At 73.1% G+C, this 21,087-nt stretch carries 17 protein-coding genes, 1 other RNA gene and 1 riboswitch; of the genes, 11 read left to right on the top strand and 7 right to left on the bottom strand.

Features of this window, described 5'->3' with window-relative positions:
- Positions 1-5: 5 nt before the first annotated feature.
- The 3 genes from ACK2IS_RS11810 to ACK2IS_RS11800 all read right to left on the bottom strand — a co-directional run bounded on the left by ACK2IS_RS11810 (position 6) and on the right by ACK2IS_RS11800 (position 5,602).
- A complete protein-coding gene (locus ACK2IS_RS11810; protein ID WP_409483517.1) occupies positions 6-3,392 on the bottom strand; it encodes a pyruvate carboxylase in 3,387 nt (1,128 codons plus the stop codon).
- A 92-nt stretch (positions 3,393-3,484) separates the two neighbouring features.
- Positions 3,485-4,804 carry a threonine/serine exporter ThrE family protein gene (locus ACK2IS_RS11805; protein ID WP_241452527.1) on the bottom strand — a complete coding sequence of 440 codons (1,320 nt, stop codon included), beginning with the start codon at positions 4,802-4,804 and terminating at the stop codon, positions 3,485-3,487.
- A gap of 121 nt (positions 4,805-4,925) precedes the next feature.
- Positions 4,926-4,985, bottom strand: a riboswitch (cobalamin riboswitch).
- Between the two features lie 146 nt (positions 4,986-5,131).
- Complete coding sequence (locus ACK2IS_RS11800; protein WP_409483516.1) at positions 5,132-5,602, bottom strand: hypothetical protein; 471 nt, start codon at positions 5,600-5,602, stop codon at positions 5,132-5,134.
- A 267-nt stretch (positions 5,603-5,869) separates the two neighbouring features.
- Here ACK2IS_RS11800 and ACK2IS_RS11795 point away from each other — a divergent pair, with 267 nt between their 5' ends.
- Positions 5,870-7,150: an MFS transporter gene (locus ACK2IS_RS11795; RefSeq protein WP_409483515.1), complete on the top strand. Its 1,281-nt coding sequence runs from the start codon at positions 5,870-5,872 to the stop codon at positions 7,148-7,150.
- Positions 7,151-7,187: 37 nt separating this feature from the next.
- Entirely contained in the window at positions 7,188-8,255 is a 1,068-nt protein-coding gene (locus ACK2IS_RS11790) for a 3-hydroxyisobutyryl-CoA hydrolase (RefSeq protein WP_409483514.1), read from the top strand.
- Between the two features lie 111 nt (positions 8,256-8,366).
- On the opposite strand, the gene ACK2IS_RS11785 is transcribed toward ACK2IS_RS11790, so the two are convergent.
- The gene (locus tag ACK2IS_RS11785; protein WP_409483513.1) at positions 8,367-9,293 is read right to left on the bottom strand and encodes an isoaspartyl peptidase/L-asparaginase family protein; all 927 of its coding nucleotides are present in this window, start codon (positions 9,291-9,293) and stop codon (positions 8,367-8,369) included.
- A 71-nt stretch (positions 9,294-9,364) separates the two neighbouring features.
- On the opposite strand from ACK2IS_RS11785, the gene ACK2IS_RS11780 reads away from it, so the two are divergent.
- Positions 9,365-10,222 (top strand): hypothetical protein, encoded by an 858-nt coding sequence (locus tag ACK2IS_RS11780; RefSeq protein WP_409483512.1) that lies wholly within the window; start codon positions 9,365-9,367, stop codon positions 10,220-10,222.
- Between the two features lie 127 nt (positions 10,223-10,349).
- Positions 10,350-10,715, top strand: a transfer-messenger RNA (tmRNA) gene (gene ssrA, locus ACK2IS_RS11775).
- 144 nt (positions 10,716-10,859) lie between these two features.
- On the opposite strand, the gene trxA is transcribed toward ssrA, so the two are convergent.
- The gene (gene trxA, locus ACK2IS_RS11770; RefSeq protein WP_409483511.1) at positions 10,860-11,282 is read right to left on the bottom strand and encodes a thioredoxin; all 423 of its coding nucleotides are present in this window, start codon (positions 11,280-11,282) and stop codon (positions 10,860-10,862) included.
- 399 nt (positions 11,283-11,681) lie between these two features.
- Here trxA and ACK2IS_RS11765 point away from each other — a divergent pair, with 399 nt between their 5' ends.
- From ACK2IS_RS11765 to ACK2IS_RS11740, 6 genes are all read left to right on the top strand, one after another.
- Positions 11,682-14,081, top strand: coding sequence for a DEAD/DEAH box helicase (locus ACK2IS_RS11765; protein ID WP_409483510.1), 2,400 nt, complete (start codon positions 11,682-11,684; stop codon positions 14,079-14,081).
- Positions 14,082-14,196: 115 nt separating this feature from the next.
- The gene (locus ACK2IS_RS11760; protein WP_409483509.1) at positions 14,197-14,760 is read left to right on the top strand and encodes a YqgE/AlgH family protein; all 564 of its coding nucleotides are present in this window, start codon (positions 14,197-14,199) and stop codon (positions 14,758-14,760) included.
- A 38-nt stretch (positions 14,761-14,798) separates the two neighbouring features.
- Positions 14,799-15,104 (top strand): DUF3039 domain-containing protein, encoded by a 306-nt coding sequence (locus tag ACK2IS_RS11755; RefSeq protein WP_409483508.1) that lies wholly within the window; start codon positions 14,799-14,801, stop codon positions 15,102-15,104.
- A gap of 104 nt (positions 15,105-15,208) precedes the next feature.
- Positions 15,209-15,445: a hypothetical protein gene (locus ACK2IS_RS11750; RefSeq protein ID WP_409483507.1), complete on the top strand. Its 237-nt coding sequence runs from the start codon at positions 15,209-15,211 to the stop codon at positions 15,443-15,445.
- A 186-nt stretch (positions 15,446-15,631) separates the two neighbouring features.
- The gene (locus ACK2IS_RS11745; protein WP_409483506.1) at positions 15,632-17,386 is read left to right on the top strand and encodes a DEAD/DEAH box helicase; all 1,755 of its coding nucleotides are present in this window, start codon (positions 15,632-15,634) and stop codon (positions 17,384-17,386) included.
- Between the two features lie 164 nt (positions 17,387-17,550).
- Positions 17,551-18,531 carry a hypothetical protein gene (locus ACK2IS_RS11740; protein WP_409483505.1) on the top strand — a complete coding sequence of 327 codons (981 nt, stop codon included), beginning with the start codon at positions 17,551-17,553 and terminating at the stop codon, positions 18,529-18,531.
- A 108-nt stretch (positions 18,532-18,639) separates the two neighbouring features.
- Here the strand turns inward: ACK2IS_RS11740 and ACK2IS_RS11735 are convergent, their stop codons facing one another.
- Positions 18,640-19,116, bottom strand: coding sequence for an Lrp/AsnC family transcriptional regulator (locus ACK2IS_RS11735; RefSeq protein ID WP_409483504.1), 477 nt, complete (start codon positions 19,114-19,116; stop codon positions 18,640-18,642).
- A 110-nt stretch (positions 19,117-19,226) separates the two neighbouring features.
- On the opposite strand from ACK2IS_RS11735, the gene hppD reads away from it, so the two are divergent.
- Positions 19,227-20,435 (top strand): 4-hydroxyphenylpyruvate dioxygenase, encoded by a 1,209-nt coding sequence (hppD, locus tag ACK2IS_RS11730; RefSeq protein WP_409483503.1) that lies wholly within the window; start codon positions 19,227-19,229, stop codon positions 20,433-20,435.
- 140 nt (positions 20,436-20,575) lie between these two features.
- Here hppD and ACK2IS_RS11725 read toward each other — a convergent pair whose 3' ends face one another.
- Complete coding sequence (locus tag ACK2IS_RS11725) at positions 20,576-21,079, bottom strand: hypothetical protein (protein WP_409483502.1); 504 nt, start codon at positions 21,077-21,079, stop codon at positions 20,576-20,578.
- Between the last annotated feature and the right edge of the window lie 8 nt (positions 21,080-21,087).

Raw genomic sequence — 21,087 nt, 5'->3', positions numbered from 1 at the left:
CGAGGTCAGGCCACCACGACGAGGAGGTCCCCTCCCTCGACGGCTTGCGTCGGACCGATGGCCACGCGCTGGATCGTTCCAGCCACGGGGGTGGTGATCGCGGCCTCCATCTTCATGGCCTCAATGGTGGCGACCTGGGTGCCCGCGGCGACCTCGTCCCCGACCGCGACCGCGAGCGTCACGACCCCGGCGAAGGGCGCCGCCACCTGGCCCGGGACGCCCGGGTCGGCCCGTTCGGCGGTGGCCACCGAGGAGGTCACCGACTCGTCGCGGACCGAGATGGTGCGCAGCTGGCCGTTGATGGTGCACAGGACGTTGCGCATGCCGCGGGCGTCGGGCTCGCCGATGGCGGTCAGCCCCAGGAGCAGCGTCTTGCCCCGCTCGAGCTGGACCTCGTGCTCCTCGCCGACCGCCATGCCGTGGAGGAACTCGCGGGTGCTGAGCACGGACAGGTCGGAGTAGGTCTCCAGCGCCCGCTCCAGGTCCGCGGTCGGCCCGGGGAACAGCAGCCGGTTCAGGGTGCGCCGCGGCTCGGTCCGCAGCGCCTGCTCGTCCTCCGCGGAGAGCTCGGTGACGACCGGGCGGGCACGCCGGCCCGCCAGCGCCTTGGTCCGGAAGGGCTCGGGCCAGCCGGCGGGCGGGGTGCCGAGGTCACCGGCGAGGAAGCCGATCACCGAGTCGGGGATGTCGAAGCGCTGCGGGTCCTGCTCGAACGCAGCAGGATCTGCGCCGGCGCCCACCAGCGCGAGCGCCAGGTCACCCACGACCTTGGACGAGGGGGTCACCTTGACGATGTTGCCGAGGATCCGGTTGGCCGCGGCATACATGTCCTCGATCTCCTCGAAGCGGTCGCCCAGCCCGAGCGCGATCGCCTGCTGGCGCAGGTTGGACAGCTGGCCGCCGGGGATCTCGTGGTGGTAGACGCGCCCGGTGGGACCGGGCAGCCCGGACTCGAAGGGGGCGTAGAGCCGGCGGATGGCCTCCCAGTAGGGCTCCAGGTCGCAGACCGCGTCGAGGTCCAGGCCGGTGGCCCGCTCGGTGCCGTCGGTGGCGGCGACCAGGGCGGACATGGAGACCTGGGAGGTGGTCCCGGCCATGGCGGCGCTGGCGACGTCGACCGCGTCGACGCCGGCGCCGATCGCGACGAGCAGCGTCGCGAGCTGGCCGCCCGCGGTGTCGTGGGTGTGCAGGTGCACCGGCAGGTCGAAGGACCGGCGCAGCTCGGTGACCAGGCGCGCGGCCGCAGGGGCGCGCAGCAGACCGGCCATGTCCTTGATCGCGAGCACGTGGGCGCCCGCGTCGACGAGCTGCTCGGCGAGCCGCAGGTAGTAGTCCAGCGTGTACGTCCGCTCGCCGGGGTCGAGCATGTTGCCCGTGTAGCACAGCGCCGCCTCGGCGACGGCGTGGTCGGTCGCGAGCACCGCCTCGATCGCGGGCCGCATCTGCGACACGTCGTTGAGCGCGTCGAAGACCCGGAAGAGGTCGACGCCGGTGCGGGCGGCCTCGGCCACGAAGGCCTCGGTGACGGCCAGGGGGTAGGGCGTGTACCCAACCGTGTTGCGCCCCCGCAGGAGCATCTGGATCGGGAGGTTGGGCAGGGCCTCGTGCAGCAGCGCCAGCCGCTCCCAGGGGTCCTCGTGCAGGAAGCGCAGCGCCACGTCGTAGGTCGCGCCGCCCCAGGCCTCGACCGAGAGCAGACCGGGGAGCATGCGGGCGACGTAGGGCGCGACGTGCAGCATGTCGCGGGTCCGCACCCGGGTGGCGAGCAGGGACTGGTGGGCGTCACGGAAGGTCGTGTCGGTGACGGCCACCGGGGTCTGCTCGCGCAGTGCCCGGGCCCAGCCCGCCGGGCCGAGGTCCAGGAGCCGCTGGCGGGAGCCCGCGGGCGGGGCCTGGCGCCATACCTGCGGGTCCAGGACGGGCAGCTTGTCCCGGGCCGAGCGCTGGGTGCGCTGCGGGCCGTGGGGCTGGTTGACGGTGACCTCGGCGAGGTAGGTGAGCAGCTTGGTGCCGCGGTCGGCGGGGATGCGCCCCTGCAGCAGCTCGGGCCGCTCGTCGATGAAGCTCGTGGTCACGTGCCCGGCGATGAACTGCGGGTCGCCGACGAGCTGCTCGAGGAAGGCGATGTTGGTGGAGATCCCGCGGATCCGGAACTCCTGCAACGCTCGTTGGGTCCGGCGCACCGCCGTCGCGAAGTCCCGCCCGCGGCAGGTGAGCTTGACGAGCATCGAGTCGAAGTGAGCACCCACCTCGGCGCCGTCGAAGACCGTGCCGCCGTCCAGGCGCACGCCCGCGCCGCCGGGGGAGCGGTAGACCATGATCCGGCCGGTGTCGGGGCGGAAGCCGTTGGCCGGGTCCTCGGTGGTGATCCGGCACTGCAGCGCGGCACCGCGCAGCCGGATCGCGTCCTGCGTCAGACCCAGGTCGGCCAGGGTCTCGCCCGCGGCGATGCGCAGCTGGGCGCTGACCAGGTCGACGTCGGTGACCTCCTCGGTCACGGTGTGCTCGACCTGGATGCGCGGGTTCATCTCGATGAAGACGTGCCGCCCGTCCGGGCCGAGCAGGAACTCCACGGTGCCGGCGTTGACGTAGCCGATGTGCCGGGCGAAGCGCACCGCGTCGGCGCACATCCGCTCCCGCAGCGCCGGGTCCAGGTCAGGCGCCGGGGCGATCTCGACGACCTTCTGGTGGCGGCGCTGCACCGAGCAGTCCCGCTCGAAGAGGTGGACGACCTCGCCGGTGCCGTCGGCCAGGACCTGCACCTCGATGTGCCGCGGGTCGACCACGGCCTCCTCGAGGTACATGCGGTCGTCGCCGAAGGCGCTCGCGGCCTCGCGCTGCGCCTCCTCGATCGCGGCGCGCAGCAGCGCGGGCTCGGCGACCCGTCGCATCCCGCGTCCGCCGCCGCCGGAGACCGCCTTGACGAAGAGCGGATAGGTGAATCCCTCCGCGGCGCGCAGCAGCTCGTCGACGTCCGCGCTCGGCTCGGAGTCCTTGAGGGTGGGCAGGCCCGCCTCCTGGGCGGCCTGGATGGCACGGGCCTTGTTGCCGGTCAGCTCCAGCACGGTGTGCGGAGGCCCCACGAAGGTGATGCCCTCCTCCTCGCACCGCTGGGCGAGGTCGGGGTTCTCCGAGAGGAAGCCGTAGCCGGGGTAGATCGCGTCGGCCCCCGCCTCCTGGGCGGCGTGGACCATCCCCGCCACGTCGAGGTAGGCGCGGACCGGGTGGCCCTGCTCGCCGATCTGGTAGGACTCGTCGGCCTTGAGCCGGTACTCCGCGTTGCGGTCCTCGTAGGGGAACACCGCGACGGTGGTGGCACCGAGCTCGGTGGCGGCGCGGAAGGCGCGGACGGCGATCTCGCCGCGGTTGGCGACCAGGACCTTGCGGAACATGGTTCTCCTTCGAGGGTTCGAGGTGGGAGGGAGGAGGCTAGCCCGGTGTGCCCCGATCCTGACGCAGATCACGTGCCCGATCGTGGGGGTGGTCACGGTGTGGTCCTGCCGGGGAGCTCGCCGAGGGCACCACGCCGCGGGTCGTAGGCCCAACCGGGATCGGTCAGGATGCGGGCCAGGGCCAGCCCGGAGCTGACGGCGGCGACGAGGAGCATCGCCGAGCAGGTCTCGGCGAGGAAGTCCGGCATGGACCCGGCGTTCAGATGGTGGAGCGCCTGGTGCATCGTCGTGCCGGGCAGCATCACCACGGCTGCCGGCACCGAGACGGTGATGCGGGGCAGCTGTGCCCAGGCGGCGCATCCGGCCGCCAGGAGACCGAGCACGAGCCCGGCGGCGAGGCAGGCGTTCTGCGGAGGCTGGCCGAGGCGGGCGAGGCAGATCCGCACCAGGTTGGCACCGCCGCCGACCAGGGCGGCGAGGACCACCATCCGCAGGTGGGAGTTGAAGAGGACGGCGAAGGCCCCGACGGCCACCACGCCTACGACCGCGGCGACGGGCAGGCTCAGGGGCGACCCGCCCGACGGGGCGGGGAGCATGGCCGAGGCGCCCGTGAGCGAGGAGACCGACCAGGCGACGCCACCGGAGACTCCGAGGACGCTCGTGACGTGGACCAGCCGACCCTGGGCCGCCATCACGTCCAGGTGGGCCAGGTCCAGGAGAGCCGTGTAGAGCGGGAACCCGGGCACCAGGTAGAGCAGAGCTGCGACCTGTCCTGCCTGGTGGACCGGCGCAGGCTGGTGCAGCAGGCCGACCAGGCTCGCCAGCAGGACATGGGTCAGGCAGGAGACCAGCGCTGCTGCGGCGACGGCGGCGAGGTCCGCGAGGTGTCGTCCGACGAGTTCCGTGCGGGCCCGCTGGCCCAGGCCTGCAGCCAGGCAGACGGCCAGGGCGTCCGCGATCCCCAACCCGGACGACAGGGCGAAGGCTGCGCATCCCACACCGGCGGCGAAGGCTCTGGTGGCAGGCCCCCAGCGCCCCGGGACCTCCAGCACCCGCGAGAGGCGCGCGTCGATGGACGACGCCGCCTCGTCGCTGCGGACCGTGGCCGCCAGGCCCTCCAGACGGGCGATGCGCCCCGCATCGACGTGGGGGCCGGCGACCTCGCGCACTATCGTCCGGAACTCCTCGCCCCGGCGAGCGGTGACCGCGATGGAGGTCATGGTCACGGTCGCGTCCAGGGCATCGATGGAACGGGCGGCGGCGACCGTGCGCATGGCCTGCCGCACCCGGTAGGAGCCGGTGCCCGCGGCTGCCAGGTGTCCGCCGAGGCGCAGGATCACGCGCACGTCGTCGCCCAGCCGGGTGCGGCCGACCTGCGGATCCGCCGAGATCACGTCATGGGGCTCGCCCATCGGTCTCATCGACACCTCCCTGGGCAACGGCGCGGGAGGATCGGCGCAAGGCTGGGGGTGGCCCCGGCACTCATCGCGTCCTGCCCTCGGCCGGGGCTGGCACGGCAGTCGTGGCAGGCGACCGGGCTCGTCCCCCGGAGGGGGCATCACCGTTGCGGGACAGCGCCGGGATCACACCGGCTTCGCTGGGACACGACCGGCCAGGGGGATCCTGGCGCGTCCATCATGGCACGGCCCGACCGGTGCTCTGCTCCCGGTGTCCGGCAGGGCCTTGCCCGCGCTGCCCGGCGGGACGGCCGACGGTGCCACGGGGTGCGTCGCGAAGGATCAGGCGACCTGGGCGATGTCGTACGCGACATACGCCCGGGGGGTCCCGGCCGGCGTGATCTGCACGGTGCGGCGGTGCCCGCCGCGCGGGGCGGCGACCCGGACGGTGACCGTGGCTCCGGCGGGTCTGCCCGCAGTCGGCGCGGGCGAGGTGGCGGCCCGCCCACCGACGCTGACCCGCACCTCGAGGGCTGCCCGGTCGGGGCAGGCGACGGTGAGCTCGCAGGTGCCGGGCGTTCGCTGCTCCTGCTCGCCGACCCGGAGGGTGGCGGCGAGGGGCGCGTCACCGTCCGGCGACGTGCGTCGAGATGCCGCCCGTCCAGGGGTGGGGCGGGCGGGCCGCGTCGTGCGGCGCGGCGTCTGCGTGCTGCGGCGCAGCGTCCGGGCCGATCCGACGCGGGTCCGGCCGGACCGCACGAGCCCCACCAGTGCCCCGACGAGGAGCGATCGGGTGCCGGTGACCGGCGACATGAGCTCCTCCTGCGGACGGTGGTCGCGTGACCCGTCGACCTTAGCGGCCAGGCGGGGCTGGGTCGAGCCAATGTCATTGCGCCCCAACTTCATCCAAGCCTCGCTCGGGGTCCTCTCCGGTGGAGCGCGGCCTGGCCCAGGCGAGGTCGCGCCCAGTCCTGGATCCGGGAGCGGCGTGCGAAGGCGTGGCCAGACCTGCCGCCGGTCGTCGGACCCGCCTGCGCCACGAAGCCCGGCGGACCCGACCACCGGCGGTAGGTTGCCGGGGTGACCAGCGACGTGCTCCCGCCCGACACCCCCGAGCGCGCCGCGGCCCAGCGCCACACCGTCCGCGCCCTCGCGGTCACCAACGCCGTCGGGGGCGTCGGCGTGACCACCGGCATCACCGTCGCCACCCTGCTGGCCGCCGACGTGTCCGGCCGCGAGTCGCTCGCCGGCCTGTCGCAGACCGCCCAGGTGGCGGGCGCCGCGCTGTGGGCCTTCGTCCTGTCCCGCGTGATGACCGCCCGCGGGCGCCGGGTCGGTCTCGTCATCGGCTACGCGATCGGGACGACGGGAGCCCTGCTCTGCGTCCTCGCGGGTGTCCTGCGGTCCTTCCCGCTGCTGCTCGCAGCGGCCCTGCTCGTCGGGGCGGCAGGTGCCGCCAACTCCCAGTCCCGGTTCGCCGCCACGGATCTCGCGACCGAGGAGCACCGCGGCCGGGACCTGTCCCTCGTGGTGTGGGCAACCACCGTCGGGGCGGTGACCGGCCCCAACCTGGCAGGCCTCGGCGGTTCGCTCGCCATACGGCTGGGCCTGCCCCCGCTCACCGGTGCCTTCCTGCTCACCGCCCTGGCGCTGCTCGTCACCATCGCACTGGTGCACCTGCTGCTGCGGCCGGACCCGCTGCTCGCCGCCCGCGCCGCGGCCCGCCGGGACCCCGACCGCCTCGCACCGGAGGTCTCGGCGTGGGAGGTCGTGCGCACCCGGCCGACGGTCGCCGCGTGCGTGGTCGCCATCGCCCTCGCCCAGGCCGTCATGGTCGGCGTGATGATCATGACCCCCATCCACATGCGCCACGGCGCTGCGTCGGTGCAGGTCATCGGGCTGACCATCAGCGGCCACATCCTCGGCATGTACGCCTTCTCGCCCCTCGTGGGACGCCTGGTCGACCGGTGGGGCGCCTGGCGGGTCATGCTCCTCGGCGCCGCGGTGGAGGCGGCGTCGGTCGCGCTGGCCGCGATCACCCACGCCGGGGCGTCATGGTTGCTGTCGCTGGCGCTGTTCGGGCTGGGGATCGGCTGGGCCCTTGCGATGATCGGCGCGTCGAGCTCGCTCGTGGGCGCCACCCCGCTGCTCGCGCGCGCCCCGGTCCAGGGCCTGTCCGACCTGTGCATGGGGCTGACGGCCGCCGTCGGCGGGGCCCTTGCCGGCGTCATCGTCGGCTCGCTCGGCTACCCGGTGCTCGCGCTCTCCTGCCTGCCCGCCTGCCTGGTCGTCGCTGCCTGCGCGCTGCGGGTGCGCCACCTCGGCGGGCCTGACCGGTCCGGTGCCGGGTCGCCGCGATAGGTTCGGGGCGACCGCAGCCCACGGAGGAGACAGTCGTATGCCGGAGAGCCTGCCCATCGCCGCCCTGGCCCGCCCCGGGCACACCGAGGACGTGGTCTACGAGCGCCGCGGCGCCCTCGGCCGGATCCTGCTCAACCGCCCGCGGGCCATCAACTCGCTCACCACGCTCATGATCGACTCGATGCGCGAGCAGCTCACCGAGTGGGCGGTCGACGACGGCGTCGTCAGTGTCGGCATCGAGGGTGTCGGTCCCAAGGGCCTGTGTGCCGGCGGCGACATGCGGGCCGCGCGCGAGGCCACCCTGGCCGGACGACGCGACGCGGTGGACTTCTGGGAGCGGGAGTACGCCCTCAACGCCCAGATCGCCTCCTACCCCAAGCCCTACGTCGCCTTCATGGACGGCATCGTCATGGGCGGCGGCGTCGGCGTCTCCGCGCACGGGTCGCTGCGGCTCGTGACCGAGCGAACCCGACTGGCGATGCCGGAGACCGCGATCGGCTTCTTCCCCGACGTGGCGGGCTGCTGGTGGCTGGCGAAGGCTCCCGGCGAGCTCGGGGCCTATCTCGCCATGACCGGTTCCTCGATGACCGGGGCCGACGCCGTCGCCACCGGGTTCGCCGACGCGCTGGTGCTCACCGACCAGATCCCCGGCCTGCTCGACCGTCTGGAGGCGGGGGAGCGGCTCACCGCCGACTGCGGCGAGGTGGACCCCGACGAGGAGATCATGGCAAGCCCCCTGCTGGCGCAGCGGGACTGGATCGACAACGCCTTCGCCGGGGACGACGCCGCGGCGATCCTGGCGCGGCTCGAGGCGAGCCCGGTCGAGGCGGCGCGCGAGTGCGCGGCGGTCATCCGCACGAAGTCGCCGCTGTCGGTGTGCGTGGCGCTCGCGGCGGTGCGGCGCGCGGCGCGGATGAGCTCGGTCGAGGAGGTGCTCACGCAGGACCTGGTGCTCGGGCACCGTTTCTGGGAGCGCTCGGACATGCCCGAGGGGGTGCGGCACGTGCTCGTCGACAAGGGTCAGGGCAAGCCGCCGCGCTGGCTCTACGACCGGGTCGAGGACGTGCCCCACGACGTCGTGGCGGGCATGTTCGTCCGCCCCTGACCGGCCGGCCCCCGGGATCGTGTGCGTTGTCCGCCGGATTCCGGCGGACAACGCACACGATCCCGGGGAGCACGGGAGGGGGGGAGCACGGGAGAGGGGGGAGGTCGCCCGTCAGGCGATGGCGACGACCGGGCCCTCGCCCACGTCGTGCGCGCGATACATCCCGGGGGAGTCGAAGGCCAGCACCACCTCGCCCGCCGGCGTCACCGCCACCAGGCCCCCGTCCGCCCCGCGGGCCCCCACGAGCTCGTCGATCGTCTCGCGCACCGCCTGCGCCAGAGGCTGCCCGCCCCAGCGCAGCCGGGCGTGGACCTCGTGCGCCACCGCCCCGCGGACGAAGAGCTCGCCCTGCCCGGTGCACGACACCGCGACCGTCTCGTCCGACGCCCAGGTGCCGCACCCGATCAGGGGGGTGTCACCCACCCGCCCCGGCAGCTGCGCGGTGATCCCACCGGTCGAGGTCGCGGCAGCCACGTGACCGGCGCGGTCCCGGGCGACCGCGCCCACCGTGCCGTGCCGGTACTCGCGGAAGTGGCCCGCCTCGCGCAGCTGCCGCAGCCGCGCCTCGGTCACGTGGTACGACGGGTCGACCACCTCCAGCCCCCACTCCTCGAGCAGGGCACGGCGCGGCATCGCCATCAGCACGTGGTCGGTCTGCTCCATCACGGCACGGGCCGCCATGACGGGGTTCCGCGGACCGGCGGTGCAGGTCACCGCCCCGGCCCGGGAGTCGCCCAGCATCACCGCGGCGTCCAGCTCGGCGGTCCCCTCCGTCGTCAGGGCGGCCCCGCGACCGGCGTTGAAGCACTCGCTGTCCTCCAGCACCACGACGCTCGCGCACACCGCGTCCAGCGCCGACCCGCCGGCGTCGAGCACCGCCCGCCCGGCGGCCACGGCCCCGGCCAGCGCAGACGTGGCGGCCCGCTCCTGGGCGGGGGACAGCGTGGCCGGGTCCACGCCCGCACCCCCGTGCAGGGCGATCGCCGGGGCGTCCCCGGCAGGCAGGTGGGTGAGCACGACAGGCGGCAGGGACGTCATACGGCCATTGTCGTATGCCGGTCCGCCCTCCGGTCGCACGGCGTTCACCCGGCGCCCCTAGCCTGTGAGCCATGCGCACCCTCAGCCGCATCCGCGGTCTCGTCCTCGCGTCCTTCGCCGCCGCCACGCTGATCGTCCCCGCCGCTCCCACGGCCGTCGCCGCCCCCGCCGCCGACGACGTGTCACCGGTGGAGGGCGCCCACGCCCACAACGACTACCTCCACGCCCGCCCCCTCCACGACGCCCTGGACCACGGCTTCACCAGCGTCGAGGCCGACGTCTGGCTGGCCGACGGGCAGCTGTGCCTGGGCCACGCCGCGCCCGACTGTCGCAAGACCTTGGAGGGCAACTACCTCGAGCCCCTCGCCGAGCGCGTCGCCGGACGTGCAGGCTCGGTCTACGCCGGCTGGGCGGGCACCTTCCAGCTGCTGATCGACGTCAAGTCCGACGGGCCCACCACCTGGCCGGTCATCGAGAAGGCGCTCGCCGCCCACCCCGAGCTGATCACCCACTGGGAGGACGGGGTCCGCACCCCGGCGCCGGTGATGGCCGTCATCTCCGGCAAGCGCAGCCTCTACCAGATCGCGTCAGCGAAGACCCGCTGGTCAGCCTACGACGGCGGGCTCGGGGACCTGGACCGGGGGCTCTCGCCCGAGCTGATGCCCATGGTCAGCGGGGACTGGTGGGAGACCTTCACCTGGCGTGGGGGCTATCCCCTTCCCGCGGACCAGAAGGCCCGCCTCGAGGGCTATGCCGCCACCGCCCGCAAGCACGGCTACACGCTGCGGTTCTACGGCACCCCCGACCTGGACGACCCGGCGACCGCCGCCAAGCGCCGCAACGTCTGGGACGCCGAGAAGGCCGCCGGCGTGCACTGGCTCAACTCCGACAACCTCGCCGTGCTGGAGAGCTATCTGCGCGCGCGCTGAGCCGACGAGGAGGGCGCGGCCGGGAATCTCGGTCGTGCCCGCCTCGTTGTGCCGGGTAGACTCACCGGTCGTGCCGGGTCCGCCCGGCGTTGCTTGACAACTCCACAGCGTGACGTGCCCGTCCCATGGGGGTGATCGGTTTCGACGTTGGTCGATCTGCCAGGGGAAGCGGGCCGAGGATGCTGAGTTGTCTCGTTAACGCCCTCAGCAAACCAATAGGTGCCAATTCCAAGCGCACCGACTTCGCCCTCGCCGCCTGAGCGAGCCCGAAGTCTGTCGACCTAGGCCTGATCTCGTCCTAGTGCTCGGCATCAGCTAGAGATCTCGCTGCGCGCCGGTGTCGGGACGGCGCGCGGGACTCCTTCTCGACTGGGCCTGTCAGGGGACGTGTGCGCGCGAGCCCTGGGGCCGAGAAAATCCTCAGCGCACTGCGCCCGGAGAAGCCCTGGTGCGTCGTCAGCGGACGCGGGTTCGATTCCCGCCACCTCCACCACCAGAAGTCAGGCACGTCACGCCGTGGACCGTCAGCAGGTATGACGAGAGCCCCACCCGCTCGCCGGGTGGGGCTCTCGTCATACCTGCGTGCTCGTCCTGCCTGCCGGTCGCCCGCTCGGGACCGAGTGTCCCGGGCGGGCGCTCACAGCCCGGGGATGTCGGTGGGGGAGGTGCCCACGGACGGTCCCTGCTGGGCCTGGTGCGCGGCGAGCTGCTCGGCGTACTCGCGCTTGACGGTCTCCATGTCGAGCGCCTTGATCTGGGAGATGAGGTCCTCGAGGGCGGCGGGCGGCAGCGCGCCGGGCTGCATGACCAGCGGCACACCCTCCCGGAAGGCCATGATCGTGGGGATCGAGGTGATCTGCAGCATGGACGCCAGACCCTGCTCGGCCTCGGTGTCGATCTTGCCGAAGACCACGTCCTCGTGCTTGTCCGACGCGGCCTCGAAGACCGGGGCGAACTGGCGGCACGGCCCGCACCAGGCGGCCCAGAAGTCGAAGAGGACGATGTCGTTGTCCTGGATGGTCGACTCGAAGGTCGCCTCGGTGATCTCGCGGGTGCTCATGCCCCTGCCAACGAGCGGGACCGCCGGGGGATTCCCCGCCGGGCGGCCGGGTCGGGTCCGGCGGCTGCTACGATGAGGGCACAGTCTCGCTTGTCCTGCCCTGGGATCGGTGTGCGTCGGCTCCGTCCGACGTACGACGGATCGCCGGTGCAGGTGCGGAGACCGAGCCCGGCTCACGGCGCTCGTTCACTCCACGGCGATCGCCCCGACCGGGGCCGGGCTCCTCAGCCCCACTGGCCGCTGCTCGACGGCGGCCCACGAGAAGCGAGACGACGCCGGCGGCAATCCTCCGACCGGCCCGACCGGGCTCCCGCAGCTGGAGCCTGAGGCTCGTCTTCACCGTTGCCCTCGCCAGGTGGCCCGAGGCGTGCCTACCTTTGCGAACAGGGAAATCCGCACATGAGCAACATGAATCGTTCCGGCGCGCCCAAGAAGGCCCGCTGGAGCACCGCCAAGAAGGTCGACGCCCGCCGCGCCTCCTCCACCCACCGTGGTCAGGGCGACCGCGACGACCGCCCCCAGCGTGAGGGCGTCGTCCGCAAGCCGCGCTTCGACCGGGACGACCGGCCGCGTCGTGAGGGTGGCTACGAGGGCCCGCGCCGCGAGTTCTCCGACCGTCCCCGTCGTGAGGGTGGCTACGACCGTCCGCAGCGCGATGGCGGGTTCGATCGCAGGCCGCGCTTCGAGCGTGACGACCGTCCGCGTCGTGAGGGTGGGTACGACCGTCCGCAGCGTGATGGTGGGTTCGATCGCAAGCCGCGCTTCGAGCGGGACGACCGCCCGCGCCGTGACGGCGGGTATGCCGGGCCGCGCCGCGAGTTCTCCGACCGTCCGCGTCGTGAGGGTGGGTACGACCGTCCGCAGCGTGATGGTGGGTTCGATCGCAAGCCGCGCTTCGAGCGGGACGACCGCCCGCGCCGTGAGGGTGGTTACGACCGTCCGCAGCGTGACGGCGGGTTCGACCGCAAGCCGCGCTTCGACCGCGACGACCGCCCGCGCCGTGAGGGTGGCTACGACCGTCCGCAGCGTGACGGAGGGTTCGACCGCAAGCCGCGCTTCGACCGCGACGACCGCCCGCGCCGTGAGGGTGGCTACGACCGTCCGCAGCATGGCGGTGGGTTCGACCGCAAGCCGCGCTTCGACCGCGACGACCGTCCCCGCCGTGAGGGCGGCTATGACCGCAAGCCGCGCTTCGACCGCGACGACCGTCCCCGCCGTGAGGGCGGCTACGACCGCAAGCCGCGCTTCGACCGCGACGACCGGCCGCGCCGCAATCGCTTCGACGCCGAGCAGCCAGGTGCCCTGCACGACGAGCGCTCCCGCTCCTGGAGCGACAAGGAGGAGCGTCAGGCCATGGGCCTGGCCGTCGACCTCCCGGCCGAGCACGCGGCCGCCGAGGTGACCGAGGACAACGGCTTCCAGGCGCTCGGCCTGCCCGATGCGCTCGTCGAGCGCCTCGCCCGCGACGGCATCACCACGCCCTTCCCGATCCAGGTCGCCACGATCCCCGACGCGCTCGCGGGCCGGGACGTCCTCGGCCGCGGCCAGACCGGCTCCGGCAAGACCTTGTCCTTCGGGCTGCCCCTCATCACCCGCCTCGCGGCGGGCGGTCACGCCCGGCCCGGCCAGGTCCGCTCGATCATCCTCGTGCCGACCCGCGAGCTCGCCCAGCAGGTGAGCGACGCGCTCCAGCCGCTGGTCCACGTCATGGGCCTGCGTCACAAGCTCGTCGCGGGCGGCATGCCCTACCCGCCGCAGATCGCCGCGCTGGAGAAGGGCCTCGACGTCCTCGTCGCCACCCCCGGCCGGCTCAAGGACCTCATCGACCGCGGCGCGGCCGACCTGTCCCACGTCGAGGTCGCCGTCCTGGACGAGGCCGACCACATGGCCGAGATGGGCTTCCTGGAGGCCATCAGCGAGGTCCTCGACCTCATCCCGGCCGGCGGTCAGCGGCTGCTGTTCTCCGCGACCCTGGACCGCGGCATCGACACGGTGGTCGAGCGCTACCTCGTCGACCCGGTGACCCACGAGACCGACCCCGGCACCGCCAGCGTCGACACGATGGACCACCACATCCTGCTGATCGACCCGATGCACAAGAAGGTCATCACCGCCGAGGTCGCCAACCGCACCGGCCGCACCGTCGTCTTCGTGCGCACCAAGCTGGGCGCCGACCGCGTCGCGCTGCAGCTGCGCGAGCAGGGCGTCTTCGCGGCGGCGCTGCACGGCGGGCTCTCCCAGGTGCAGCGCAACCGCGTCCTCACCGGCTTCAAGGACGGCACGCTACCGGTCCTCGTCGCCACCGACGTCGCGGCCCGCGGCATCCACGTCGACGACGTGTCCGTGGTCCTGCAGGTCGACCCGCCGGCCGACCACAAGGACTACCTGCACCGCTCGGGCCGCACCGCCCGCGCCGGCGAGCGCGGCACCGTGGTGACCCTCGCGCTGCCGCACCAGCGTCGGCAGATGGAGCGTCTGGTGGAGCAGGCGGGCGTGGACGTCACCCCGGTCAGGATGGCCCCCGGCGACCAGCGGCTGTACGACGGGGTTGGTGCGCGGACCCCGTCCGGCGAGGCCGTCGACGAGGGGCGCTACCGCCGCCTGATCGAGGGCGAGCCGCGGCCGTCGCGCGGCGGCTTCCGGCGCAGCGGGTCGCGCTACCAGCCGGTGGGGCGCCGCAACGACCGCGCCTTCCGCAGCAACGACCGGGACCGCGGTCGCGGCAACGACCGGGACCGCGGTCGCGGCAACGACCGGGACCGGGGTGACTACCGCGGCAACCGGCGCACCGAGGGCTGATCGCCCGGCACCGGCGCGCCGTCCGGCGCCGCTCCCCGCACGGGGGAGCGGCGCCGGTCGTCATACGGGCCGTCGTCGCAGGCCGGCAGGACCACCTCGTGTGCACAATGGCCTTGTGCTGACCCCCGACCTCACCGGACGACTGCTGGTCGCGATGCCCGCCATCGATGAGGGGGTCTTCGCCCGCGCGGTGGTGCTCGTGCTGCACCACGGCGACGACGGCGCCCAGGGGGTGGTCCTCAACAAGCCCGTCGACGCCCCGGTGGACGCCGTCCTGGACGGCTGGCAGGAGCACGTCGCGGCCCCGGAGGTGCTCTTCCAGGGCGGCCCCGTCGGGCTGGACTCGGCCCTGGGCGTGGCGGTCGTCCCGGGGCTCGCGCAGCGGGAGATCCCCGGTGTGCAGCGGTTGTTCGGGGGCGTGGGCGTGGTGGACCTGGACTGCGACGCCGCGCCGGTGATGGCCGTCGCGAGCGGGGTGCGCGTCTACGCCGGCTATGCCGGGTGGACCGCGGGGCAGCTGGAGGCCGAGGTGCACGAGCGGTCGTGGTACGTCGTGGACCGGGAGCCCGGCGACATCCTCACCGAGGACCCGGCGACCTTGTGGCACCGGGTGATGCGTCGCCAGCCGGGCCGGGTGGCGCTGGCGGCGTACTTCCCCGACGACGAGGACTACAACTGAGCGGGCCGACGAGCGCGGCGCTGCCTACACTGGCCCGTATGAGTCAGGGATACCCCGAGATGCCGCCGGACCCCTTCGCCGAGCCGGGTGGGCCGAGCACCTCCACCGCCGTCCTCGAGCGCGAGGAGGTCGCGGAGCAGCTCCAGGAGCCCGGTGACCACGAGCGCTTCGCGCACTACGTGCGCAAGGAGAAGATCCTCGAGTCGGCGATGAGCGGCGAGCCGGTGGTGGCGCTGTGCGGCAAGATCTGGGTGCCCGGCCGGGACCCCAAGAGGTTCCCGGTGTGCCCCGTCTGCCAGGAGATCTACGACGGTTTGCGGGCGCCGCAGGACGGCGAGGACTGAGGGGCCCGGTCAAGGCGTGACTATGAGTGACGATAGTCGCGGATTTGATCTACGCTGAGTGACAGGTGCACATCGCACCGGCACCGCGACCGAAGGACACCGTCATGCGTCTCGTCACCCGCATCGTCACCGCTCTTGCCGTGGCCGCGACGACCCTCGTCGCCGGCGGGGCCTGCGCCCAGGCCGCCCGCGGCACCGACACCCTCATCCGGATCGAGCAGGCGCCCGACACGCTGATCCGTCTCGACACCACCCCCGACACGGTCATCCGCATCGAGCGTCAGGCCGACACGGTCATCCGGATCGAGCAGGCGCCGGACACGCTGATCCGCCTCGACTGACCCTCCGACCTCGGGTTACCCGCCTCACCTCGTCGGGGCGACGCCACACCCGGCGGGGCGGGGGTCCCCGATCGTCGGCGCCGGCCCGCCCCAGCCCGGGGCGGGCCGGCGCCGGTCCGGGGCAGGGCTGTCAAGGACCCCCGCCCGGCATGTTGATCGGGGAAACCGTCTAGCCTGCAGGACGCCATGAGTACCTCTGCCGCCGAGCACCTGTCCCCAGCCTTTCCCGAACGAGCGGCCTGGGGGACGGCGGGCAAGCTGCGAGCCTGGCAGGCGGAGGCGCTGGAGCGCTACCTCACCGAACGGCCGCGCGACTTCCTGGCCGTGGCCACGCCCGGCGCCGGCAAGACGACGTACGCCCTGCGCGTCGCCACCGAGCTGCTGCGGCGCGGGGTCGTGCGCCGGGTCACCGTGGTCGCCCCCACCGAGCACCTCAAGGTCCAGTGGGCCGAGGCCGCCGCGCGCGTGGGGATCCAGCTGGACCCGACGTTCACCAACGCCGCCGGGACGCACAACAAGGCCTTCGACGGGGTCGCGCTCACCTATGCGCAGGTCGCCACCAAGCCGCAGCTGCACAAGGCCCGCACGGAGGCCGCGCCCACCCTGGTGATCCTCGACGAGATCCACCACGGCGGCGACAACAAGTCATGGGGCGAGGCCATCCGTGAGGCCTTCGAGCCCGCGGCGCGGCGACTGGCCCTGACGGGCACGCCCTTTCGCTCCGACACCAATCCCATCCCCTTCGTCCGCTACGAGGAGGGACCCGACGGGATCCGCCGCTCGGCGTCGGACTACTCCTACGGCTATGCCGAGGCGTTGCGCGACGGAGTGGTGCGCCCCGTGCTCTTCATGGCGTACGGCGGCGCGATGCGCTGGCGCACCCGGGCAGGCGACGAGCTGGCCGCCCGCCTCGGGGAGCCGCTCACCAAGGACCTGACCGCTCACGCCTGGCGCACCGCCCTGTCGCCGCAGGGGGAATGGATCCCCTCGGTGCTGCGCGCGGCGGACAAGCGCCTCACCGAGGTGCGCCGGCACGTCCCCGACGCAGGGGCCTTGGTCATCGCCACCAACCAGACCAACGCGCGCGCCTACGCCCGGCTGCTGCACGAGCTGACCGGCGAGAGGCCCACCGTGGTCCTGTCCGACGACGCGGGCGCCTCCAGGCGGATCGAGTCGTTCGCGTCGTCGACCGACCGCTGGATGGTCGCGGTGCGAATGGTGTCCGAGGGGGTCGACGTGCCGCGCCTCGCCGTCGGGGTCTACGCCACGTCGACGTCGACGCCGCTGTTCTTCGCCCAGGCCGTCGGACGCTTCGTGCGAGCCCGCAAACGCGGCGAGGTCGCGTCGGTCTTCCTCCCCTCGGTGCCCACCCTGCTCGAGCACGCCGCCCGCCTCGAAGAGGAGCGCGACCACGCCCTCGACCGGCCGAGGAAGCCCGGCGAGGAGGAGCCCCTGTGGGCCGAGGAGGACGGCCTGCTCGAGGAGGCCAACCGCGCGGAGGGCGCCAGCGACGAGCTGCAGGGCTCTTTCGAGGCGCTGGAGTCCGACGCGGAGTTCGACCACGTGCTCTTCGACGCCCAGCAGTTCGGGCTCGTCGCGGACGTCGGGTCTGCGGAGGAGGACGGCTACCTCGGGCTGCCGGGGCTGCTCGAGCCCGACCAGATGGCGCACCTGCTGCGCGAGCGTCAGCGTCGGCAGCAGCCCAACGCCCGGGCCCAGGAGCATCACGAGGAGGTGTCCACGCATCGCGCGCTGCAGGCCCAGCGCAAGGAGCTCAACAAGCTGGTGTCGGCCTATGCCCGCAAGAGCGGCACCAAGCACGCGATCGTGCACGCGGAGCTGCGGCAGGTGTGCGGCGGCCCGGCCCTGGATCAAGCGTCGAGCGAGCAGGTCGCCGCCCGGATCGACAAGATCCGCAACTGGTTCGTCGGCCGGCGGTGACGGCGCCGGCCGCCGCAGGGCACCACCGGGTCACCACCCGGCTGGGGGTGTCCGATAGCCTGCCCTGACCATGTCGGATCTGGTCCTGGTCATCTCCGCTCGCGGGGAGCATGATGGGGACGGACGCCCGCCAGGGGGGAGGGCGCCGCACCGAGGGAGAGGTCATGAGCCGCACCACGCTCACCATCTGCACCGCCGCCGCGCTCGCGGCCCTGTCGACGGCCACCGCCACGGCGGCCGCACCCGTGACGACGGCCGTCCACGCCCGCCCGACCACGGCGACCGCCCGGGCCGCCGCCGCCACGCCCACCGTCAAGACGTCCTACCTCGTCGCCACCCACGTGGGCAGGACCGCTCGCCTGCAGCTGGTCAGCCGGGCCACCGGGGCCGTCACCGCGACCCTCGCCACCACTCCGATGACCGGCGGCCCCAACCCCTTCCAAGGAGCGTCGATCGCGCCGGACGGGTCGGTCCTGGTCGTCAAGGAGGGACGCACGCCGTACGACGGGAAGCTCCTGCGCATCCGCGGTGCCCAGGTCACGACCCTCATGTCGCGCGTCCAGGCCGCCAAGGTCTCGCCCGACGGCCGGCGCCTGGCCGTCACGCTCCTGTCGCCCGACACCGACCGGGACGGCCGCGGCACGGCGTCGCTGCAGGTCGGACCGCTGAGCGGGACGGGCATGCGGACCATCGCCGAGGAACCCTTCCCGGTCGGCCGCGGCGGTCTGCCGACCGACGACCAGGCGAGCCCCATGGTGCGGACCTGGCTCGGCAACCATCACGTGGCCGTCGCGTGGGGCGGCGGGGACGACGGGAACGTCGCCGTCGTCCCCGCCGACCGCCCATCGAGCAGGCAGTCCTGGCCCCGGGTCAGCGGCGACTCCAGCACCGACGTCGCCGGCGTGGTCGGCAGCACCGCCGTCGTGCCGGTCTACGCCAAGAACGGCTATGACATGGTCCACGTGTCGCCCACGCGCCCGCGCGGCGTCAAGGTCGCGCACCTGAGGTTCACGCGGGACGCGGTGACCCCCGTGAAGAACTACCTGCGCAAGGTCGGGGCCGCGCCCGTCGACGCGACCTACGCGCGGCTGCGGTACCGCGCCACCACGGGCGTCGTCGTCGACCGCACGTTCACCGGCCGCTGAGTCGCGCGGATCCCCGGGCGCCCGTTCCTGGTGGACCCTGCCGCCGAGCCGTCTCCACCGGCCCTCGTGGCGAACGCGTGCGGGGTGGGCAAGGACGCGGTGCGCCGCTCAGGGCGCGTGGTCGACCGCTGCGTCCACCAGGGGCGTGGTGCGGGTCGCGAGGCGGGTCGCCAAGGAGATCACGGTGGTCGTCCGGATCACCGACCCGCCCGCGACCGCGTCGTCGAGCACCCGCTGGACGTCGGCGTTGTCCCGCCCCACCAGCCGGATCCAGATGTCGCCGCTGCCGGTGATGGTGTGCGCCTCGAGGACCTCGGGGATGCGCTCCAGCTCGGCGACGACCCTCTCGTGGCCGTGGTCCTGACGGATCTCGAGGGTGACGAAGGCCATCACCGGATAGCCGAGCGCGGCCGGGTCGACGGTGGGGGCGAGCGACCGGATGACACCGCGCTCCTGCAGCCGGTCCAGCCGGGACTGGACGGTGCCGCGGGCCACCCCGAGCTGGCGGGCCGCGCCCAGCACCCCCAGGTGCGGGTCCGCGGTGAAGGCGTGCAGGATCCGGCGGTCCAGGTCGTCGATGCCCATGGTGCACATTGTCCACCCTGTGCGGGAGCAGCGGCATACGGCTGGGCAGGTTGACCAGTGAACAGGGACAAGGTTGCCGGAGTGTCAGGGGACCCACACAGTTAGGCACCATGACCGACACCACGCTTGACCTCACGGCGCAGGAGCGCCAGGCCGACCTCGACCTCAACCAGCTCAAGCAGCTGGTGGGCCTCGTGGAGTACGACGAGGCGAAGGACTCGTTCCCGGTGACCGGCTGGGACGCCATCGTGTTCGTCGTCGGCAACGCCTCCCAGGCCGCGCACTACTACCAGTCTGCCTGGGGCATGACGCTCGAGGCCTACTCCGGCCCCGAGAACGGCAACCGCGACCACAAGTCCTTCGTGCTGCGCTCGGGCTCCATCCGCTTCGTCCTCAAGGGCGCGGTCGACCCCCAGAGCCCCCTCGTCGCGCACCACGGCCGGCACGGCGACGGCGTCGTCGACATCGCGCTGGAGGTCCCGGACGTGGACAGGTGCGTGGCCCAGGCCAAGGCCGCCGGCGCCACCGTGATCGAGGAGCCCCAGGAGGTCTCCGACGAGTTCGGGACCATCCGCTACGCCTCGATCGCGACGTACGGCGAGACCCGTCACACCCTGGTGGACCGCTCCCGCTACACCGGCCTGTACTGGCCCGGCTACACGCAGATGTCCTCCTCCTTCGTCCGCCGCGAGGGTGCGCCCAAGCGTCTGTTCCAGGCCCTGGACCACATCGTCGGCAACGTCGAGATGGGCAAGATGGACGAGTGGGTCGACTTCTACAACCGCGTCATGGGCTTCGTCAACATGGCCGAGTTCATCGGTGACGACATCGCGACGGACTACTCCGCACTGATGTCCAAGGTCGTCGCCAACGGCAACCACCGGGTGAAGTTCCCGCTCAACGAGCCCGCGGTCGGCAAGAAGAAGTCGCAGATCGACGAGTTCATCGAGTTCTACCAGGGCGCGGGCGCCCAGCACCTGGCCCTCGCGACCGGGGACATCATCCGCACCGTCGACGAGCTGCGCGCCAACGGCGTGGAGTTCCTGGCCACCCCGGACACGTACTACGAGGACCCGGAGCTGCGCGCCCGCATCGGTGAGGTGCGCGTGCCGATCGAGGAGCTGCAGTCGCGCGGCATCCTGGTCGACCGCGACGAGGACGGCTACCTGCTGCAGATCTTCACCAAGCCGCTGGGCGACCGCCCGACGGTGTTCTTCGAGCTGATCGAGCGGCACGGGTCGCTGGGCTTCGGCAAGGGCAACTTCAAGGCGCTCTTCGAGGCGATCGAGCGCGAGCAGGAGCGGCGCGGCAACTTCTGATCGGCGCCCCAGGACGGCGGCCGCCGACCCCACAACGGCGTGGGGTCGGCGGCCGCTCCCACGTCGGGGTCCGTGAGCTGTGCGCTGAGGTCACGGCGTGCGGCCTAGACCGGGACGGCCGGGCAGCGGCGCCGGCCAGGTCAGGCGGGGGTGAGGTCGGGCAGGTCGACGACGAAGTCGCCCGCCTCGTGCGGGTACTCGTCACCCATCGACGGCTCTCCCGCGAGGTGGGCACCCACCTCGGGGAAGATCGTCAGCAGGTGGTCGTCCAGGGCCCAGAAGGTGTCGGCCCACTGGTGGTGACGAGCCTGGGCGGGAGAGAGGAACTCACCGTTGAGCGGCAGCGGTGAGGCCGCGGCCTGGCTGTCCACGAAGGTCGACCCGATCGGGGAGCCCGGTCGCGGCGCGACCCGCCCGGTCCGCGCGGCGAAGGTCACGTGGTCCGCGTAGCCTTCCTCGAAGGAGCCCATGGCGATCTCCACGAAGACCTCCCGATAGCCGTCGTGGTCGTACAGGAAGAGCCAGTAGACGGCACAGGTCTCGCGGTCCTCGGTGATCCTCCCGGTGTAGAGCACCCGACGGTCGGCCAGGGGACAGGGGCACGGAAGGACCGTGCGGCCCCATGACTCCAGCTGGTAGATCATGGCGGCAC

Source organism: Arsenicicoccus dermatophilus (assembly GCF_046267915.1).
GTDB lineage: Bacteria > Actinomycetota > Actinomycetes > Actinomycetales > Dermatophilaceae > Arsenicicoccus > Arsenicicoccus dermatophilus_A.
This window is presented reverse-complemented; position numbering and strand designations above follow the sequence as displayed.

Bases quoted from the DNA above. Each gene is read 5' to 3' on its own strand.
- hppD (WP_409483503.1), top strand. From the start codon at position 19,227: ATGACCGACACCACGCTTGACCTCACGGCGCAGGAGCGCCAGGCCGAC.
- ACK2IS_RS11740 (WP_409483505.1), top strand. From the start codon at position 17,551: ATGAGCCGCACCACGCTCACCATCTGCACCGCCGCCGCGCTCGCGGCC.
- ACK2IS_RS11790 (WP_409483514.1), top strand. From the start codon at position 7,188: ATGCCGGAGAGCCTGCCCATCGCCGCCCTGGCCCGCCCCGGGCACACC.
- trxA (WP_409483511.1), bottom strand. From the start codon at position 11,282: ATGAGCACCCGCGAGATCACCGAGGCGACCTTCGAGTCGACCATCCAG.
- ACK2IS_RS11750 (WP_409483507.1), top strand. From the start codon at position 15,209: ATGCGTCTCGTCACCCGCATCGTCACCGCTCTTGCCGTGGCCGCGACG.
- ACK2IS_RS11810 (WP_409483517.1), bottom strand. From the start codon at position 3,392: ATGTTCCGCAAGGTCCTGGTCGCCAACCGCGGCGAGATCGCCGTCCGC.
- ACK2IS_RS11785 (WP_409483513.1), bottom strand. From the start codon at position 9,293: ATGACGTCCCTGCCGCCTGTCGTGCTCACCCACCTGCCTGCCGGGGAC.
- ACK2IS_RS11735 (WP_409483504.1), bottom strand. From the start codon at position 19,116: ATGGGCATCGACGACCTGGACCGCCGGATCCTGCACGCCTTCACCGCG.
- ACK2IS_RS11755 (WP_409483508.1), top strand. From the start codon at position 14,799: ATGAGTCAGGGATACCCCGAGATGCCGCCGGACCCCTTCGCCGAGCCG.
- ACK2IS_RS11745 (WP_409483506.1), top strand. From the start codon at position 15,632: ATGAGTACCTCTGCCGCCGAGCACCTGTCCCCAGCCTTTCCCGAACGA.
- ACK2IS_RS11765 (WP_409483510.1), top strand. From the start codon at position 11,682: ATGAGCAACATGAATCGTTCCGGCGCGCCCAAGAAGGCCCGCTGGAGC.
- ACK2IS_RS11780 (WP_409483512.1), top strand. From the start codon at position 9,365: ATGCGCACCCTCAGCCGCATCCGCGGTCTCGTCCTCGCGTCCTTCGCC.
- ACK2IS_RS11725 (WP_409483502.1), bottom strand. From the start codon at position 21,079: ATGATCTACCAGCTGGAGTCATGGGGCCGCACGGTCCTTCCGTGCCCC.
- ACK2IS_RS11800 (WP_409483516.1), bottom strand. From the start codon at position 5,602: ATGTCGCCGGTCACCGGCACCCGATCGCTCCTCGTCGGGGCACTGGTG.
- ACK2IS_RS11805 (WP_241452527.1), bottom strand. From the start codon at position 4,804: ATGGGCGAGCCCCATGACGTGATCTCGGCGGATCCGCAGGTCGGCCGC.